Genomic DNA, 17426 nt, shown 5'->3' on the forward strand with positions numbered 1-17426 from the left:
GATACATAACATGAGACGAATAGAGCACATCAAAAGTTGATCTAATCTTTCTAATTTGTATAATTAACTTAAAGTGAATTAATTTGGAGGAAAAAGGATAATGAAAATCGTTGTGATCGGAGCAGGACCAGGGGGACTTGCGGCAGCTATGATGCTTCAAAGCAAAGGACATGATGTTCATGTATACGAAAAACAGCCCTTTGTTGGCGGACGTAACTCTAAGTTTCAACTTGGGGATTTCACGTTTGATACGGGTCCTACCTTTCTCAGCATGATTCATATTGCAGAGGAGCTGTTCACCTTTGCTGGTAAAAATCTTTATGACTATATTGATGTGATTGAATTAAAAGAAATGTATAGATTAATTTTTCAAGACGATCAGCTAGATATGATTCGAGATCGTGATGAAATGTACAGACGGTTAGAAGCCTTTGCACCTGGTGAGGGCGAAGGGTATTTACGTTTTATGAACGATACAAAGCGCAAAATGGATCGGCTTACACCTATTTTACAAAGTAAAATGGATCGTTTTCATCATTATTTGCGTCCAAAGGTGCTCAAAGCACTTCCCCAGCTTTCATTGAATAAGAGTTTATATGATGTGCTGTCAGATTATTTCTCAAATGAATCAGTGAAATATGCGTTTACATTTCAATCAAAGTATTTAGGCATGTCACCGTGGGAGTGCCCTGGTGCGTTTTCCATTCTTTCGTTTATGGAACATGACACGGGTGTTTTCCATCCGAAGGGAGGGGTCAATCAGCTGTCAGAAGCGATGGCAAAAGCGGCGGTTGAAGCTGGAGCGACGCTTCATCTGTCAGCCGGCGTCGAAAAACTGCTGACAGATGGCAGGAAAGTAAAAGGAATTCGCTTAGAATCTGGGGAAGAAGTACAGGCAGATGAGATTGTCGTAAATGGAGACTTTGCACATGTGATGACAAGGCTTGTAGAGCCAGGACTCTTAAAGAAATATAGCGAGAAAAAATTAAAAAAGAAAAAATTCTCATGCTCCACCTTTATGCTTTATTTAGGATTAGATACCATGTATGAGGAGCCGCATCATACCATCGTATTTTCCGATGATTATGCTCAATTTGTCAAAGGCATAACGAAAACGTATGAACTGCCAGATGATCCATCTATTTATATTCAGAATGCAAGCGTCACAGATGACTCACTTGCGCCAAAAGGGAAGTCAGCTCTTTATGTGCTGGCTCCTGTTGCCAACAATCAAAGCGGTATTGACTGGGAAGCGCATCAAGATGAATTTAGAGAACTTGTGCTGGACACACTTGAGCGAAAAACTGGTTTTAAACATGTGAGACAGCATATAGAAGTCGAGCGGATGATCACACCGAAGCAATGGGAGGAAGACCTTTACGTATACGAAGGAGCTACATTTAACCTTGGCCACCAGCTGACGCAGATGATGGTCCTAAGGCCTCACAATGAATTTGATGAGTTGGATCACTGCTGGCTCGTAGGAGGAGGAACGCACCCAGGAAGCGGGCTGCCGACCATTTTAGAATCAGCACGTATCACGACAAATGCGATTCTTTCAAAAGAGAAACATACGCATAAAACATTGCCGCATCAAGAAAAGGGGAGCGCCTCATGAAAAAACATATATTGATTGCAGGTGGCGGTATTGGCGGGATGATTTCAGCGCTTTATTTAAAAAAAGCTGGACATGATGTTACGCTTGTCGAAAAAAATGAACGACTTGGCGGAAGACTTGCTTTTGTAAGTGAGAAAGGATATAAAGTAGATGAAGGTCCGACCATTGTCCTACTTCCTGATATGTTAAAAGGTATTTTACACGAGGTTGGAATTGACGAAGCATCTCTTTATCTTTTGCAGCTTGATCCGCTGTATACGATTCAATATCAAGATGGAACCTCCTACACGAAATACTCTGATGCATTTCGTCAGCTAGAGGAAATCAGACGTGTTTTTCCAAAGGAAGATCAAGGGTTTCTAAGGTTTATGGAAGAAATGACGGACCGTTTTCAAGAAGGACAGCAAGCCTTTCTAGAGAAATCATTTCATGAAAAACGTACATTTTTTACAAAAGCAAACATGAAGATTTTAATGAAATTAAAGGCGTATCGAACGGTTCAAAGTGCTCTGAAAAAGTATTTCTCAGACGAACGCCTGCGAGATGCATATGCACTTCAAACCCTCTATGTCGGAGGGAATCCGTATGAAGCATCTGCTATTTATTCACTTGTTTCATATAGCGAGCACGCACATGGAATCTACTATTTAAAAGGCGGCTATGCGAGCTTAGTAGATATATTGGAGAGGCAGCTCATGAAAATGGGTGTGCATGTAAGAAAAAATGAAGAAGTCACGGAGCTAGAGTTTGAGGGGAAGCGCGTGGTTACAGCAAGAGTCAGTGACAACCATATAGCAGCTGATGCATTTGTCATCAACGGAGATTATCCAGCTGCGTTAAAACAGCTTGGTTTAGACGAACAAGATCGGCGTAAATACGTGCCCTCTTCTGGCTGTGTGATGGTGTATCTCGGGTTAAACAAGGTGTACCATGATGCGCCTGTTCACCAATTTTTTATGGGAGAACACTTTGATCAGCATATGAAAGAGGTTTTTCAAACGAAGACGATCCCTCAAGATCCGTCGTTTTATACATTTAATCCATCGATTATTGATCCATCTCTTGCCCCGGAAGGCTGTAGTGTTTTATATATGCTGATTCCCGTTCCCTCAGGAGATCATATCAACTGGGAAGAGGAGACAGATTTTGTAGAGAAAATGGTGGATCGTCTTGAGAAAAGAGGCTTACCAAGATTGCGAGAGTCGATTGTCTGGAAAAAAATCAGAACACCAAATGATTCCTGGCGAGAAGGATTGTTTGAAGGTGGCAGCTTTGGACTTGCGCCTAACTTGTTTCAATCAGGTGTCTTCCGCCCGCAAGTGAAGGTAGCTGAGACGGGCAATCTTTATGCAGTAGGTGCTTCCATCCATCCTGGGGGCGGAGTGCCGATCGTGATGCAAAGTGCGAAGCTGATGGCTTCTGTGCTGTTAAAAGATTTGAATGACAGAAAGGAAGTGAAGCTAAGTGGTTGATGTACAAACAGCATTGAAATTATGTGAGGAGACAATTCAAACCCATTCTAAAACGTTTTACCGTGCCTTTTCCATGCTGCCTAAAAAGAAAAGACAGGCCGTCTGGGCCGTGTATTCCTTTTGCCGGAGAGCAGATGATATTGTAGATGAGTCCCCCTCGCCAAAAGAGGAGCTTGCATCCTTTCGAGAGACGTTTGATCGATTTTTACATGGTGAGATAGATCGGAATGATCCGATGTGGGTGTCGCTAGAACATACATTTCAAGAGTTTCGTATGGATGAAGCCCCGTTCCGTGACTTGCTCCAAGGTCAAGAGATGGATTTAGAGCAGCACCGGTATGAAACGTTAGATGAACTGCTCATCTATTCCTACCATGTTGCTAGTACCGTTGGGCTTATGCTGCTTCCCATTATTGCACCGCGTAAAAAAGAACAGCTGAAAGAAGCAGCCATTTCATTAGGTATTGGCATGCAGCTGACCAACATCCTTCGTGACATTGGCGAGGATAAGGCTGAAAGAGACCGCATTTATTTGCCAAAGCAAGTCATGGATCAATTCGGATATACAGAGCAAGAATTGCAAGAAGGCATTGTCAATCAAGCATTTCAGCACGTATGGGAGTACATTGCCTTTGAGGCAGAGGCATACTACGAGGAGTTTTTTGACCATCTTCATGAATTCCCGCTTTATTCACGTATATCAGTGAAAGCAGCTGCTCACTTTTATAAAGCCATTTTAGATAAAACAAGAGAAAATGAATACCGCGTGTTTACACAGCGATCATTTATTTCAAAGCAGGAAAAAGAACTTATTTTAGAAGATATTACGTAAAAAAGGAAGGACTGCACCCGCAGTCCTTTTTATGTGGAAGAAAAGCGATACTCTGTCCATACCCTTGAACGCCACCGCCTATACATAAAGATGCCTCTTACCCATTCATCCACGATAAAAGAAATCCAAACTCCAATGAGACCCATCTCAAGCTGAATGCCTAACAAGTAAGCGATCGGAAGCCCAATGCCCCACATTGAGATCATCGCCATATACACTGGAAACTTCGCGTCACCAGCAGCCCGCAAGGAATTGATAATGACCATATTAAAAGAACGGCCCGGTTCCAAAATAATTGTCAAAAGGAGGAGTGTGGTGGCTGTTTGAATGATCTCGCTGTTGCTAGTAAAGAAAGCAAGCAAATGAGTCGATGATAAAGATAAAGCAGTGGAAGAAAGAAGGGAGATGCCAATGGCCCAGTATAAGCTTTTCATGCATCTGTGATAGGCAGCATCGAATTCCTTCGCCCCAATATGGCGCCCGATTAAAATTTGTGTCCCTTGGCTAATGGCTGCACCAAACAACATAATGAACATCATGACATTTTGAGTATAGACCTTTGCTGCTAATGCCTGCGTCCCCATAAATGTAATAAACAGTGTAATGATCATTTGAGAGCCGTTATAAGAAAGCTGCTCTCCAGCAGAAGGAATCCCGATTTTCAGCAGCTTTTTTAAATGTGTCCGCTGGATGTGAAACATCTTCTTCAGTGAAAAGCGTAATCCAATTCGGCGGCGTACAATGAGGATCATTGCCATTAATCCGATCAACCGAGCAAGTGAGGTAGAAAAAGCGACCCCCATCACACCTAATACAGGGAAGCCAAACGGACCGAAAATGACCAGATAGTTACCGGCAACGTTTAGCAAGTTCATTCCGATGGTGACATACATCGTATCTCTTGTATATCCGTAGCTTTTTAAAATAGCACTATATGTCATAATGAGCGCTTGAATAAAAGAAAGCAGCCCGACAATTTGTAAAAATACCGACGCATCCGGCATGAGCTCACTTGATAGGCCCATCAGATGTAAAATTGGAACAGCTGATACAAACATGAGAAGACTAATGACAAAGCTAATCAAGAAGTTTGTTCCTAGTGAGACATAGGCGACTTGAGTCGCTTCCTGCCTGCGGCTTGCTCCTAAAAGCTGCGCAATCACAATCGTCGTTCCAGTTGTAATGAAACTGAACATGACAATCAATAAATTCAGGAGCTGGTTGCTTACACCAACTGCGGCAACACTATTATCGGAATATTGGCTGAGCATGAGGGTATCCGCGCTTCCCATGAGCATATATAAAGAGATTTCAATAAAAATAGGCCAAGTTAATGCAAATAATGAAGGATGGGTTTTCTTATCCTCGGCTTGAACCTTTTGAATTGGCAGTGCTTGAGGTTTCATCAATAAGCCTCCTTTCGTATAAATCCGTTTTATAGTGTACCTTGCATCGACTATAATAAGAAGAGATGAAACCGAAACTTATTGGAGAAATCCGACTTCATAAGGGGATGCATATGAATCGATTTATTACATTTACTGTACCGCCGTTCCCGGTTTATATTGCTTCAGGCAAAGGGGTATTTCATCAAGGAGAAAGACATATCTCTAGAACCTTCACCGTGTTTGATCTTCTCTATGTCACAAAGGGGGAACTATGGATCACAGAAGACAGAGAGGCTCATCACGTAAAAGAAGGAGAATATATCATTCTCTCACCTGGCTTGTCTCATGGCGGACACCTGCCATGCGAAGAAGAAACTCACTATGAGTGGTTGCATTTCTCAATTGATCCATATGAGCTGACGAATCGGCCGAGAGAACACTGGTTTGATATGAAACAAAATCAAGCCACTTTTGAAAAGCCGGCAACATATGAATTTAGCCTGCCCCGTATAGGAAAAGTGAAAGGAAGGAATGTATTAGAAAAGCATCTTGCACAGATGCGGGCACTAAATGATGACGCGTCTGAACTGCCGCTGAAAAAGCAGCTTCAGTTTGAGGAAATGCTCATTCATTTACAAAAAGAAGCATTTCATATTCCAAGTGCAAAGGAGAATGTCGCCTTAGAAGTGGTTCATTATCTTGAGCGTCACTTTATGAAGAAATTGCAAATGGAGGAGCTTGCAGAGAAGCTGCACTATCATCCTGATTACATGACAAGGTGCATGCAGACTGTCTATGGACTGACGCCAAACCAATATATCAATCGTCTCAAGGTCGAAAAAGCTAAAAGCATGCTTGCCTCAACGAATGATAAAATTGCAGCTATTGCTGATCACGTAGGCATTGATGATCCTACTTATTTTTCTAAGCTGTTTCGGCAAAACGAAGGCATGACACCTATCGAGTACCGTCATCTCGCAAAAAGAACGACAAAGTAAAGGAACGTGAACAGATGAAAAGGGAAAAGGAAAAGCTTGTGAGTATACAAGCATTAAACGAAGCTGATTTAGAGGTGGTATGGCATTTAAGGTTCAAAGCACCAGACCAGTCCTATCGAAAGTGGAATGCCCCATATTTTCATGAACACGAAATCCCGCTTGCTGCATTTAAAAAACGATACTTACAGGACACATCCTTTCCGCCAAAGCTATATGGCATTGAAATAGACGGTGAAATCAAAGGCACCGTGTCATATTATTGGGAGAATGAACGTACACGGTGGCTTGAATGCGGCATTCTCATTTATGACTCGCGCTTTTGGAGCGGTGGCGTTGGGACAAAGGCGTTAAGTCTATGGACTGATGAGTTATTTGCCCATATTGATATCCCTCGAATTGGTCTTACCACATGGTCGGGAAATGAACAGATGATGCGGTGCGCAGAAAAATGCGGATTTGTCCTTGAGGGGAGACTGCGAAAGGTCCGTTACTATCAAGGAGAATATTATGATTCGATGCGCTATGGGATGCTGAGAGAAGAATGGCAAAGCCTTCCGCGTCATACCACTGAACAATGATGAATCATTTTAGGACAAAAGGATCGTAAGTTGAAGAAGAAGGGGGGCTAAAACGCATAATAGAGAACAAGCATTTTACATAAGGAGGAGTTTGAACGTGAGAATAACGGGTTTATTCGTTTCACTTGCTGTTGCCATCTATTTATGGTTTGATGCGCCAAAGCATGATAAAGACAAATGGCTGTGGGCTATTTTAGGCGTCCTATTTAGTACCATCGTTCTCGGTATTTATTTGATCAAGACAGAGAGGAAGGGACTTGGTTGGACAATTCTCATTTTAACAATCTTGTTTTATCTCATGCTGCTCATCTCTGTTTTGATCGGTATCATTCTTTTTTATCAGGTAGGTCCTTCATGAAGAAGGGCTTTTTTCTTTTACCTTTTGCGCAGGCACACCTGCAATAACAATCTTCTCCTCGTGAAAAGAACGGTTTACAACAGCGTTTGCTCCGATGGAAATATGATTTGCAATATAAATGTCCCCAAACAGCTTAGCACCCGGGCCAACCCATACATGATCCCCAATGGTTGGCACATCCTTTTCATGATGGTTCTGACCAATATTCACCCCTTGATGAATATCACAAAATGCCCCAATTTTTGCATGCTTGTTCACAATTAAGAGACCCGTATGATTGATTCTAAGGCCAGGGCCGAAGACACCAATCGGAATATCAAAGCCAAGCTGCATGCCTTTCTTTTTATGTAAATAGCGATAAAACCATTTGCGAAGTGCAGCGCCGCTATTAGAATAGTATTCATATTTGCGTAAAATCCTTTGGTATTTCCATATATCATCCCCAAACCACTTAGGTCTTTTGCGCTTAATGGCTAATGCTTTCTTATCTTGCGCCAAGTAGTGGTGAAGATCGTGCTTCGTTAAAATCATCAGATCCCTCTCCATTCCCTTTTGTTTCAGAGAAATTATACCATTATAACCATTTATATCAATATAGAGAGGCGTTTATTTCTTTCTTTTTCTACATCACTTTCATCCAGTTTCCTATATAAAATAAGAGTTTCGTAATGAGTAGAACAAAAGAACCAGGAAGATTGATTTGTAATTTTTTTCTACATCATTCCCTCTCATCCGTTTTATCTCTTTATGGCAGTAGAGGTTTGTAAAAATTACACGAAAATACTCGCTAAAAAGAGAATATAGCATTCATATGCTTTTCGAATCATCTTTTTGAATACAATTGACTTTCATATCTCACATCCTCTAGGCTAGTAAATGAAAATGATAATCTTTATCAATTGGAGGAGTGTTTTATTATGTCCATCAAAACCGTTTCTAAAAATCAGCAATTTTTAGAGCAGCAAAGTCAAAGAGAATCGAATGCAAGGTCTTACCCGAGACGGTTCCCATTAGCCATGCAAAAAGCCGAGGGTATGATCGTGACAGATGCGGATGGCAGAGAGTTTTATGACTGCCTGGCAGGCGCAGGAACACTTGCACTTGGTCACAATCATCCAGTTGTTATAGAAGCTATTGAACGTATGCTTCATGAAAAAAGACCGTTGCATACGCTGGACATAACCTCAGAAATTAAAGAAGAATTTGTGAATGAAATTTTTTCACACTTACCAGAAGAGTTTGCAAAAAGAGCCAAAATTCAATTTTGTGGGCCAACTGGTGGTGACGCCATAGAAGCAGCTATTAAATTAGTCAAGACAGCGACAGGGAATCGTTCCATTCTTTCATTCCACGGTGCGTATCACGGTGCGACACATGGCACGATGTCATTAAGCGGGAATTTATCTCCAAAGGAAAGAGTGCAAGGGTTAATACCTGATGTTCATTTTATGCCTTACCCATATGAATATCGCTGCCCATTTGGAATTGGAGGGAAGGATTCGCATCGCATTTCAAGTTCGTATATTGAGCGCGTATTAAATGATCCTGAAAGTGGTATTCTTCCGCCAGCAGGTATGATCTTTGAAGCAGTCCAGGGCGAGGGAGGCTCCATTCCAGCATCAATTGAATGGATGAAGGAAATGAGAAGAATCACAAAAGAAAAAGGGATTCCACTCATTATTGATGAGGTTCAATCAGGCATCGGCCGAACAGGTAAGATGTTTGCCTTTGAACATGCAGGAATTGTACCTGACGTTATTGTGCTGTCAAAAGCCATTGGTGGAAGCCTGCCGCTTTCAGTTGTGATTTATGATAAAGATTTAGATCAATGGAATCCAGGTGCACACATCGGGACATTTAGAGGGAATCAAATGGCGATGGCTGCAGGAACCGCTACGCTTAAATTTATAAAAGAAAACAACCTGCTTGATCATGTAGAACGGTTAGGAGATCGTATGCAGGCTCACCTAAAAGACATCCAAAAACAAGTACCTGCTCTCGGTGATGTTCGAGGAAGAGGTTTAATGATTGGCGTTGAAGTAGTCAATCCAAATGAGAAACAGGATGTGGACGGAAGCTATCCAGCGAATCCAGAGCTGGCCAGTCTTATTCAAAAGAATTGCTTCGATAAAGGCTTAATTGTGGAGACAGGAGGCCGCTTCGGAAGTGTCATTCGATTCCTGCCGCCACTCATTATGACAGAAGAACAGCTTGAAAAAGTCATCGCTATTTTTAAAGAGGCCGTGTACGATGCCATCAACTAAAGCTTCTGTGGATTCATTATTTATGAATCAAAGCCAGCTTGGAAGAGAGTCCTTCCAAGCGGCTCTTCATACATCTATCGACAGTTTACTGGATCAATGGCAAAAAGACACAGGACCATACAGTGGAATATTGCCTGGGAAATTAGCGGCTAGTGTCGAATCGTTATTCCGATTTCAACCGTCTGGAGAATCCATTGAATCTGTCTTTCAAGATATAAAAGAACATCTTTTGCCGCATTTGATTGATGTATCGCATCCTAAATGCTTGGCACATCTGCATTGTCCTCCGCTCATTCCTGCACTTGCCGCAGAGGTGATGGTGAGTTCTTTTAACCAATCAATGGATTCCTTCGATCAAAGCGGTATTGCTTCTTTGGTTGAGGAGGAAATCCTCAAGTGGCTATGTGCAAAGTTTTCTTATGGCGGCCTAGCAGATGGGACATTTACAAGCGGTGGAACCCAATCTAACTATATGGGGCTGCTTCTGGCAAGAGATGCCTTTTGTGAAAACACATGGCAGTGGAATGTTCAGCAGAAAGGCTTACCAAGTGAAGCTCACCGCATGAGAATTCTTTGCTCTAAAAATGCTCATTTTACGGTGAAAAAATCTGCATCCCAGCTCGGTTTAGGGGAGCAGGCTGTTGTACTGGTCGAGACGGATGAGCATCACCGAATGGACCTCAATGATTTGAAGAAGAAGATGGTTGAGTTAAAGGATCAGAACCTGCTTCCTTTTGCGGTAGTAGCGACTTGCGGGACAACTGATTTTGGAAGTATTGATCCGGTTCGAGATGTGTATGACATCGTCAAACCAGACGGTCTGTGGATTCACGCAGATGCTGCCTACGGCGGAGCACTTGTATTAAGTGAAACCTACCGAAGTAAATTAGACGGTATGGAGCTGGCTGATTCAATCACGATCGACTTTCATAAACAATTTTATCAGCCGATATCCTGCGGGGCATTTTTGCTGAAGGATAAAAGACATTTTGGTTTGATCGATTATCATGCAGATTATCTTAATCCAAAGGAAGATGAACTAGATGGTATTCTACATCTCGTCAATAAATCTATCCAAACGACGCGCCGGTTTGATGCTCTGAAATTACTTCTCTCTCTTCGTCTAATAGGAGAAGAAGGATTTGGTGACATCATTGACCATACCATTCATTTTGCGAAGGATGTGGCCGCGCTTATTGAGAGAAATGCTCACCTTGAAGTCATCAATCCTGAGCCAGAAATCAATGCGATTGTGTTCCGATTTAAGGATGAGCACCAAGCAGATGACATCAATAAAATCATTCATCGGACATTGTTCAAAACGGGAACTGCTGTCATTGCGAAAACAGTGGTTGATGGCCAAACATGCTTGAAATTCACTTTGTTAAATCCGAGAACGACAATCACACATATTGAGGAAATCCTTTCTGACATCGTTGATATCGGGATCGCTCATATTCAATCCGGGAGGGTACTACGTTGAGTCAATATAAACAAATGGCTGAAAATGCAACCATGCAAAGCTTTTTAAACTGTTTTTTACGCGAAACAGGAATCGATCGATCTGCAAAAAAAGAGAAGAGAGCAGATGGCTCGCTTGTATTCATCGCAAAACTAGCAAAGCAAGATCTAGAGCTTGTGATTCCGATCCGATATTTTTCATCTGTTGGCCGCCATCTCTTTGATTTTCCGATTCGCTTTCGCCCGCAAGGCAGTGAACAAGAGGGCGCAATCGTCGATTACACGACACTTGTTGCTCTATGTTCAAAGGAGCTTCTCATTGAATATGGCCGCACAGATGCAGAGGATGAATTCATGCTTCGCATCATTTTAAGCTGCCGCAATATTGAACGATTCTTAAAGGAGCGAGAAAGTGATCGAGCAGCTCTTTCTGAAGCCGATTTTGAATATATCGAGGCTGAGCAGTCACTTCTTCTTGGACATTTAACGCATCCCACTCCAAAAAGCAGACAAGGGATGACAGAGGAGGAAGAAGCGGTCTATTCTCCTGAGCTGAAAGGGGCTTTCCAGCTTCATTACTTTAAAGCGCACCATTCGATTGTGCTTCAAGATTCGTCTATTGCACAGTCTGCGGCAAGCCTCATGCTAGAAGAGCTCATGCGCCAGGTACCAGAAGAAACAGAGAGACTGAATACGTTAACAGAAAACGGAGAATATGTGCTCATTCCGATTCACCCGCTGCAAGTCAAAGTGGTCATGGAGAAAGCGTTCGTCCAGCGTTATATAGAGGAAGGGAAACTCACTTATTTAGGACCGCTGGGGTCTGAATACACAGCGACCTCATCCTTTAGAACCGTCTATCAAAAAGATTCTGCTTACATGCTCAAATTCTCTGTTCCTGTGAAAATTACAAACTCCTTACGCGTCAATAAACAAAAGGAACTGGATCGCGGAGTAGAGATGTCTCGCATTTTAAAAACAGAATTAGGCATTTCTTTATACGACAAATTCTCTGGATTCCGGGTCATTGAAGATCCTGCCTATTTATCTATTCAAGGAGAAGAGGCGGAATCTGGCTTTGAAGTAGTCATTCGGCAAAATCCATTTTTGTATCGTGAAAAAGGGGCAAGCTTAATTGCTGGGTTATGTCAGGATCATGCGTATGGTGGAAAATCGCGATTAGCCGGGATCATTCATGAACTTGCAGACGCAGAAGGCCGATCAACGAATGCTGTGAGCCAAGATTGGTTTAAGCAATATTTAACCATTTCGTTAGAACCGATGCTCTGGCTGTTTGAAACATATGGTCTTGCACTGGAAGCCCATCAGCAAAATGCTGTTGTGCAAATGAAGGCTGGCTACCCGGACACCTTCTATTATCGTGACAACCAAGGCTACTATTATAGTGAATCGAAAAAGGATAAACTCGCAAAACTTGTCCAAAACTTGAGCGTGAGAAGTGAAACTATTTGTGCAGATGATGTAGCCGTTGAGAGACTGCGTTATTATTTCTTCTTTAATCATTTATTTGGTCTCATTAACGGCTTTGGCACAGAAGGACTGGCAAAGGAAGAAGACTTGCTGGCACTCGTGAGAGACACATTGCTCGCTCATGAGGAAACATACGGGGCATCTGAACTGACAAACAGCCTTCTCCGCTCAAAGGAACTGCCTTCAAAAGCGAATTTGCTGACACGGTTTGAAGATATGGATGAGCTGACAGGAGCTCTGGAAACACAGTCTCGTTACACAGCTGTCTTGAATCCGCTCTTTTTACATAAGGAGGCGCTGATTGGATGAGGCATCGTATTAGGTTTATTCGCGCTGAATATGAAAGGGATGTCCGGCTTGTCCACAAGTGGATGCAAGAAGAGTATGTTCACCCATTTTGGCATTTGAATATTCCGTTTCATGCTTTTGAAAAGCATTTTTATCAGGCGATTCATGATCCACATCAAACCCTTTATTTAGGCACAATTGATGGGACGCCAATGAGTTATTTTGAGGCATACAACGTCAAAGGTGACGTCATTGAATCCTACTATCAGCCTTCTCCGCATGATCAAGGAATCCATCTATTAATAGGGGAGCCGGATTATGTGGGAAAAGGATTTGCGGCTCCACTGCTTCAGGCAATGACAGCATTTCAATTTGAGCAGAACAAACGAACAGAAAAAATCGTCGCAGAGCCGGATATTCGCAATGAAAAAATGATCCATGTATTTGAAAAATGCGGCTTTGAACGTGTAAAACCAGTCAATTTACCCGATAAAACAGGTCTTTTGATGTTTTGTGATCGAGAACGATTCGAAAGGAAGTATAACCATGACGCGGTTCAACAAGCGAAATAATGTAGTGGATGTAATTGGAATCGGCATTGGTCCGTTTAACCTGGGACTTGCCGCATTATCTGAAGAGGTAAATGAAATCGACGCTTTGTTTTTTGAAAGAAGTGAAGCCTTTCATTGGCACCCAGGGATGCTCATTGAAGGGACGACACTGCAAGTTCCTTTTTTAGCGGACCTTGTCAGCATGGCAGATGTGAAAAGTAAATATAGCTTTCTCAACTATTTGCAGGAGCAAAACCGTTTGTATTCATTTTACTTTCTAGAGGATTTTCATATCCCGCGCAAGGAATACAGTCATTATTGCCGCTGGGTCGCAGACCAGTTAGACTCTTGCCGATTTGGCATGAACGTCGAATCTGTCTCATTGATCGAGAAAGCAGGAGAAAAGCGATATGAAGTGCATGTTCGTCATGTGAAAGACCAAACGGTAGAGGTGTTTGAAAGTAAGCATCTCGTCTTAGGAATTGGTACACAGCCGGCGATACCAGCATCGCTCCAGCCAGCTTTAGGAGAGAAAGTTTTTCACTCTGCTGACTATTTAAAACGAAAGAAAGAAGGCTGTTTCAAAGGGAAATCTGTGACAGTTATCGGCTCTGGCCAAAGTGCGGCAGAAGTGTTTTATGATATTTTATCAGATGATGAGGCGAAGGATATTCACTGGTTCACACGCTCTAAAGGATTTTTTCCAATGGAATATTCAAACCTGGGTCTTGAATATTTCTCTCCAGATTATATTGATTTCTTTTATGAGCTTCCGCAAACAAAAAAGGATGCGTTGTTAAAGCAGCAAGACTTGCTGTATAAGGGCATCAGCTCTGCAATGATCCGTGATATTTATCACTTGCTTTACGAACGTTCTGCCTGCGGAGAGCAGTTGAACACAGTGCTTCAAGCGATGACAGAGGTCAACTTGATTGAGGAAACAGCGGAAGGCTTGTCTCTTTCATGCATGCAATGGGTCAAAGAGGACTCCTTTACACATGAGACCGATATTGTCGTGCTGGCGACGGGCTATCAATCGGTACTGCCGCCGTTTATCAACCCAATTTCTCATCACATTCAATGGGACGATCAAGGACGATTCCAAGTCGAACGTGAATATCGCTTGAAAACAAATACAATGGGTGAAAATGATATTTTTGTGCAAAATGCAGAGCTTCATACACATGGGGTTGGCGCTCCGGATTTAGGGCTTGGCGCTTACCGAAACAGTGTGATTATCAATGAACTTGCTCGTCAAACTGTGTATCCACTTTATGAAAAGCACGTCTTCCAGACATTTGGTACACACAAGAACGTCAGCACATTTGAAGAAATCAAAGGTTAAGGAGGATGAAGCGATGAGTGTACAAGATGAATTGAAAAAAGCGGTGAATCCTGCTGCTTGGAAAAAGGCAAACCAGCGAATGGTGGCAAAAATGCTGTCTGAATACATGTATGAGGACATGCTTCATCCCGTACAGCTAGATCGTAAGGATGGCATCGCTCAGTATGAATTAATTATTCACGAACATAAGAAATATCGCTATCTCGCAAAACCTCGTTTGTTTGATAGTTTTGATACAATTGCTGAATCAATCGAGTGCTGTCAAGACGGGAAATGGTCAAAGGATGTCAGTGCGATTGTGTTTTTACTAGACATTCAGCCACTCATTCCAATGTCTTCTGATACAACAGGCCATCTTATCAAAGAGCTTCATCATACCCTGTTAGCAGATGTACATTTGCTGTCGAAAAAAGCACTTCGTGCGGATGAACTGACAGATACAGATTACGCGTGGATTGAAGGAGAGATGACAGGCCATCCTTGGATTGTGTATAACAAAGGACGCATTGGGTTCAGTTACGATGACTACCTAGCCTATGCACCGGAAAGGCAAGAAAGTGTGCAGCTGTCTTGGATTGCTGTTCACAGGGACCTTGCGACATTCCATGCGGTCGATCATGAAAATTATGAGCAGGTGATCGCCAAAGAATTAGATGAAGTCACGATCCGCCAATTTCACCGCGCGTTAAAGGATGAAGGATTGAATGCAGCTGATTATTATTTGATGCCTGTTCATAAGTGGCAGTGGACACATATGATTATTCAGCATTTCCCGGAAGATTTGGCCTTGCGCCGGATTGTATATGTAGGAGAGGGACTGGATCAATATATCCCGCAGCAGTCCATCAGAACCTTTACAAACATCTCAAATAAAGGCAAGCATCATATTAAACTGCCAATGAGTATTTTAAATACACTCGTGTACCGGGGACTTCCATCAGAACGGACTGTCATTGCTCCGCGCATTACAGCACATATTAAAGGGATTGCCGATCAAGACTCATTTTTATCTGATGTCTGCCGCGTGATTTTACCTGGTGAGAATGCAAGTATCAATGTCGATCATCCTTACTATAGCAAACTGCCTGGTGCGCCGTATCAATATCTTGAGATGCTCGGTGTGATTTTTAGAGAAAGCATTTACACGTACTTAGATGAAGGAGAGAGCCCTGTTACACTGGCGGCACTCACTTATGAGGACCATGAAGGTGAGCCATATGTGAAACAGCTGATTGAAAAATCAGGTCTCTCAGCAAAAGATTGGATGGCGAAATTTTTCCATGTCGTGATGCCGCCGCTGCTGCACTTTATGTATCAATATGGCACAGTCTTTTCACCACACGGGCAAAATACGATTCTTGTGTTAAAAGATCATCAGCCGCATCGTTTGGCGATCAAAGATTTCGTTGATGATGTGAATATTAGTGATCAGCCGCTGCCTGAATTGGCTTCACTAGGAGAAGATTTGAAAGAAGTGCTGCGGAGTGAGCCGCCGGAAGGGTTAGTGCAGTTTATCTTTACAGGACTGTTTATTTGTAACCTGCGTTACGTATCAAATGTGTTAGACAATCATCAGCTGTTAGATGAAACAGTGCTCTGGCGCTTGCTTGCAGAAGAAATTCAGCAATATCAAAAGCAATTCCCACAGCTAAAGGACCGTTTTGAACTATTTGATTTATTCCAGCCGAAGCTGACAAAGCTGTGCTTAAATCGTAATCGAATGATTGATTATGGGTACGGAGATGGGGATGACCGCCCGCATGCGTCAGAGCATGGGAAGGTCACAAATGCACTCGCACATGTTCTTTCGTCCGCCTGTGAGAAGTAATAGAAAAGCTGTAGACATCAAGCGTCTACAGCTTTTTATTTTTACGAAAATGCTTGAGAGGCAAGGAAATAAAGAAGTGCGGGATCGTTCAGTTTTTCTTTTCCACGAATCATCATAAAATGTGCCTTGTTTGTTTTCGTAAAACCTGCTTCAACAAGTGATGCGTGCAGGCGCTCAGCTGTTTCCTCCTGCATATCTAAACGAATTGCACCTGAATAAGACGAGATGAGAGAATGGATGAGCGAGAGAGCTGTAAGTTCATCATTTGCTGTAAGCGGTCCAATCATTAAATTGGCAGGCGTTTCAACGCCAAACGCAAAGCCAGTTGTTTCGTGATGTTCATTTTGTGCAATGATACGCCGTGCTGCCCGGTTCATCCGGCTTTTTAAAAAGCTTGATCGATTCGTACCTGCGCCTTTTTCATCAAGTGCTTCAATGGACGAAAGGCGCGTTTCATCTGCAGGAGACAGGTGAATGTCATCTGACACACGAAGAGCCGCTGGGTTTGGTTTCTGCGCTTTGTAAGTATGAATATAACCAGCCGTGTGAAACCCGATTTTTTCGTAAACTGGCCGTCCTTGTACAGTAGCGGTTAAAACGACAGGAATGCTTTGATCGCATTGATCTAGCAGGGTGTCAATCATTTTCCTTGCAAGACCTAAGCCGCGATGTGTCTCAGATACAATGACGGCACCAATTGACGCCATTCGATCATATTGGAAAAGTCCTGCACATGAGATGACTTGTCCGTCCTTTGTTGAAAAACCTGTAAAATATCCATTTGTTAAAAGAGATGTGAGTTCTTCCGCATTGTAATCAGGCCAGTCTACCTCTTGAGACAATGCGATAAGATCTGGTATGTCATCAAGTGTTAATGCTCGTTGAACAACGTTTGTCATGACACGCAGCTCCTTCTTAGCTGAATTCATTTATATGTATCATACCATAAGAAGG

Annotated in this window: 15 protein-coding genes; 12 read left to right on the top strand and 3 right to left on the bottom strand. The window is 42.5% G+C overall.

All coding sequences use genetic code 11. From position 1 onward, the window contains the following. The first annotated feature begins 100 nt into the window (after positions 1 to 100). From C6W21_RS00970 to C6W21_RS00980, 3 genes are read left to right on the top strand one after another with little or no spacing between them, the layout of a single operon-like run. Entirely contained in the window at positions 101 to 1618 is a 1518-nt protein-coding gene (locus C6W21_RS00970) for a phytoene desaturase family protein (protein ID WP_106048961.1), read from the top strand. After that, a complete protein-coding gene (locus tag C6W21_RS00975; protein WP_106055879.1) occupies positions 1615 to 3090 on the top strand; it encodes a phytoene desaturase family protein in 1476 nt (491 codons plus the stop codon). Before C6W21_RS00970 ends, C6W21_RS00975 begins: the two co-directional genes overlap by 4 nt. Continuing rightward, complete coding sequence (locus tag C6W21_RS00980; protein WP_106055880.1) at positions 3083 to 3922, top strand: phytoene/squalene synthase family protein; 840 nt, start codon at positions 3083 to 3085, stop codon at positions 3920 to 3922. The genes C6W21_RS00975 and C6W21_RS00980 overlap by 8 nt, the downstream gene beginning before the upstream one ends. Positions 3923 to 3951: 29 nt before the next feature. Here the strand turns inward: C6W21_RS00980 and C6W21_RS00985 are convergent, their stop codons facing one another. Beyond that, complete coding sequence (locus tag C6W21_RS00985) at positions 3952 to 5328, bottom strand: MATE family efflux transporter (protein ID WP_106055881.1); 1377 nt, start codon at positions 5326 to 5328, stop codon at positions 3952 to 3954. 113 nt (positions 5329 to 5441) lie between these two features. Between C6W21_RS00985 and C6W21_RS00990 the strand changes: the two genes are divergently transcribed. The 3 genes from C6W21_RS00990 (at position 5442) to C6W21_RS01000 (ending at position 7244) form a co-directional block, all read left to right on the top strand. Then, the gene (locus C6W21_RS00990) at positions 5442 to 6308 is read left to right on the top strand and encodes an AraC family transcriptional regulator (RefSeq protein ID WP_106048964.1); all 867 of its coding nucleotides are present in this window, start codon (positions 5442 to 5444) and stop codon (positions 6306 to 6308) included. Between the two features lie 14 nt (positions 6309 to 6322). Beyond that, positions 6323 to 6886: a GNAT family N-acetyltransferase gene (locus C6W21_RS00995; protein ID WP_106048965.1), complete on the top strand. Its 564-nt coding sequence runs from the start codon at positions 6323 to 6325 to the stop codon at positions 6884 to 6886. A 97-nt stretch (positions 6887 to 6983) separates the two neighbouring features. Further along, a complete protein-coding gene (locus C6W21_RS01000) occupies positions 6984 to 7244 on the top strand; it encodes a hypothetical protein (RefSeq protein WP_044139886.1) in 261 nt (86 codons plus the stop codon). Here C6W21_RS01000 and C6W21_RS01005 read toward each other — a convergent pair. Continuing rightward, positions 7239 to 7775, bottom strand: a complete 537-nt coding sequence (locus C6W21_RS01005; RefSeq protein WP_106048966.1) for a serine O-acetyltransferase — start codon at positions 7773 to 7775, stop codon at positions 7239 to 7241. The two genes, C6W21_RS01000 and C6W21_RS01005, sit on opposite strands and share 6 nt — an antisense overlap. Before the next feature lie 386 nt (positions 7776 to 8161). Between C6W21_RS01005 and C6W21_RS01010 the strand changes: the two genes are divergently transcribed. Genes C6W21_RS01010 through C6W21_RS01035 form a run of 6 tightly spaced genes read left to right on the top strand, consistent with a single transcriptional unit; the run spans position 8162 to position 16472 of the window. Then, positions 8162 to 9508 (top strand): aspartate aminotransferase family protein, encoded by a 1347-nt coding sequence (locus C6W21_RS01010; protein ID WP_106048967.1) that lies wholly within the window; start codon positions 8162 to 8164, stop codon positions 9506 to 9508. Further along, entirely contained in the window at positions 9495 to 10991 is a 1497-nt protein-coding gene (locus C6W21_RS01015) for a pyridoxal phosphate-dependent decarboxylase family protein (RefSeq protein ID WP_106048968.1), read from the top strand. The genes C6W21_RS01010 and C6W21_RS01015 overlap by 14 nt, the downstream gene beginning before the upstream one ends. After that, positions 10988 to 12769, top strand: coding sequence for an IucA/IucC family protein (locus C6W21_RS01020; protein ID WP_106048969.1), 1782 nt, complete (start codon positions 10988 to 10990; stop codon positions 12767 to 12769). The genes C6W21_RS01015 and C6W21_RS01020 overlap by 4 nt, the downstream gene beginning before the upstream one ends. After that, on the top strand, positions 12766 to 13320 hold the full coding sequence (locus tag C6W21_RS01025) for a GNAT family N-acetyltransferase (protein ID WP_106048970.1): 555 nt from the start codon (positions 12766 to 12768) through the stop codon (positions 13318 to 13320). Before C6W21_RS01020 ends, C6W21_RS01025 begins: the two co-directional genes overlap by 4 nt. Further along, complete coding sequence (locus C6W21_RS01030; RefSeq protein WP_106048971.1) at positions 13295 to 14644, top strand: lysine N(6)-hydroxylase/L-ornithine N(5)-oxygenase family protein; 1350 nt, start codon at positions 13295 to 13297, stop codon at positions 14642 to 14644. The genes C6W21_RS01025 and C6W21_RS01030 overlap by 26 nt, the downstream gene beginning before the upstream one ends. Before the next feature lie 13 nt (positions 14645 to 14657). Beyond that, a complete protein-coding gene (locus C6W21_RS01035; protein ID WP_106048972.1) occupies positions 14658 to 16472 on the top strand; it encodes an IucA/IucC family protein in 1815 nt (604 codons plus the stop codon). 41 nt (positions 16473 to 16513) lie between these two features. Here C6W21_RS01035 and C6W21_RS01040 read toward each other — a convergent pair whose 3' ends face one another. Further along, the gene (locus C6W21_RS01040) at positions 16514 to 17371 is read right to left on the bottom strand and encodes a GNAT family N-acetyltransferase (protein WP_106048973.1); all 858 of its coding nucleotides are present in this window, start codon (positions 17369 to 17371) and stop codon (positions 16514 to 16516) included. Positions 17372 to 17426: the final 55 nt, after the last annotated feature.

Origin of the sequence: Bacillus sp. NMCN1, from assembly GCF_002998085.1 — a bacterium.
Taxonomy (GTDB): Bacteria; Bacillota; Bacilli; order Bacillales; family Bacillaceae; genus Bacillus.

Excerpts from the sequence above, each read along its gene's own strand:
- C6W21_RS01015 (WP_106048968.1), top strand. The coding sequence starts at position 9,495 with ATGCCATCAACTAAAGCTTCTGTGGATTCATTATTTATGAATCAAAGC.
- C6W21_RS00985 (WP_106055881.1), bottom strand. The coding sequence starts at position 5,328 with ATGAAACCTCAAGCACTGCCAATTCAAAAGGTTCAAGCCGAGGATAAG.
- C6W21_RS01040 (WP_106048973.1), bottom strand. The coding sequence starts at position 17,371 with ATGACAAACGTTGTTCAACGAGCATTAACACTTGATGACATACCAGAT.
- C6W21_RS01010 (WP_106048967.1), top strand. The coding sequence starts at position 8,162 with ATGTCCATCAAAACCGTTTCTAAAAATCAGCAATTTTTAGAGCAGCAA.
- C6W21_RS01025 (WP_106048970.1), top strand. The coding sequence starts at position 12,766 with ATGAGGCATCGTATTAGGTTTATTCGCGCTGAATATGAAAGGGATGTC.
- C6W21_RS01035 (WP_106048972.1), top strand. The coding sequence starts at position 14,658 with ATGAGTGTACAAGATGAATTGAAAAAAGCGGTGAATCCTGCTGCTTGG.
- C6W21_RS01030 (WP_106048971.1), top strand. The coding sequence starts at position 13,295 with ATGACGCGGTTCAACAAGCGAAATAATGTAGTGGATGTAATTGGAATC.
- C6W21_RS00970 (WP_106048961.1), top strand. The coding sequence starts at position 101 with ATGAAAATCGTTGTGATCGGAGCAGGACCAGGGGGACTTGCGGCAGCT.
- C6W21_RS00995 (WP_106048965.1), top strand. The coding sequence starts at position 6,323 with ATGAAAAGGGAAAAGGAAAAGCTTGTGAGTATACAAGCATTAAACGAA.
- C6W21_RS01005 (WP_106048966.1), bottom strand. The coding sequence starts at position 7,775 with ATGATTTTAACGAAGCACGATCTTCACCACTACTTGGCGCAAGATAAG.
- C6W21_RS00990 (WP_106048964.1), top strand. The coding sequence starts at position 5,442 with ATGAATCGATTTATTACATTTACTGTACCGCCGTTCCCGGTTTATATT.
- C6W21_RS00975 (WP_106055879.1), top strand. The coding sequence starts at position 1,615 with ATGAAAAAACATATATTGATTGCAGGTGGCGGTATTGGCGGGATGATT.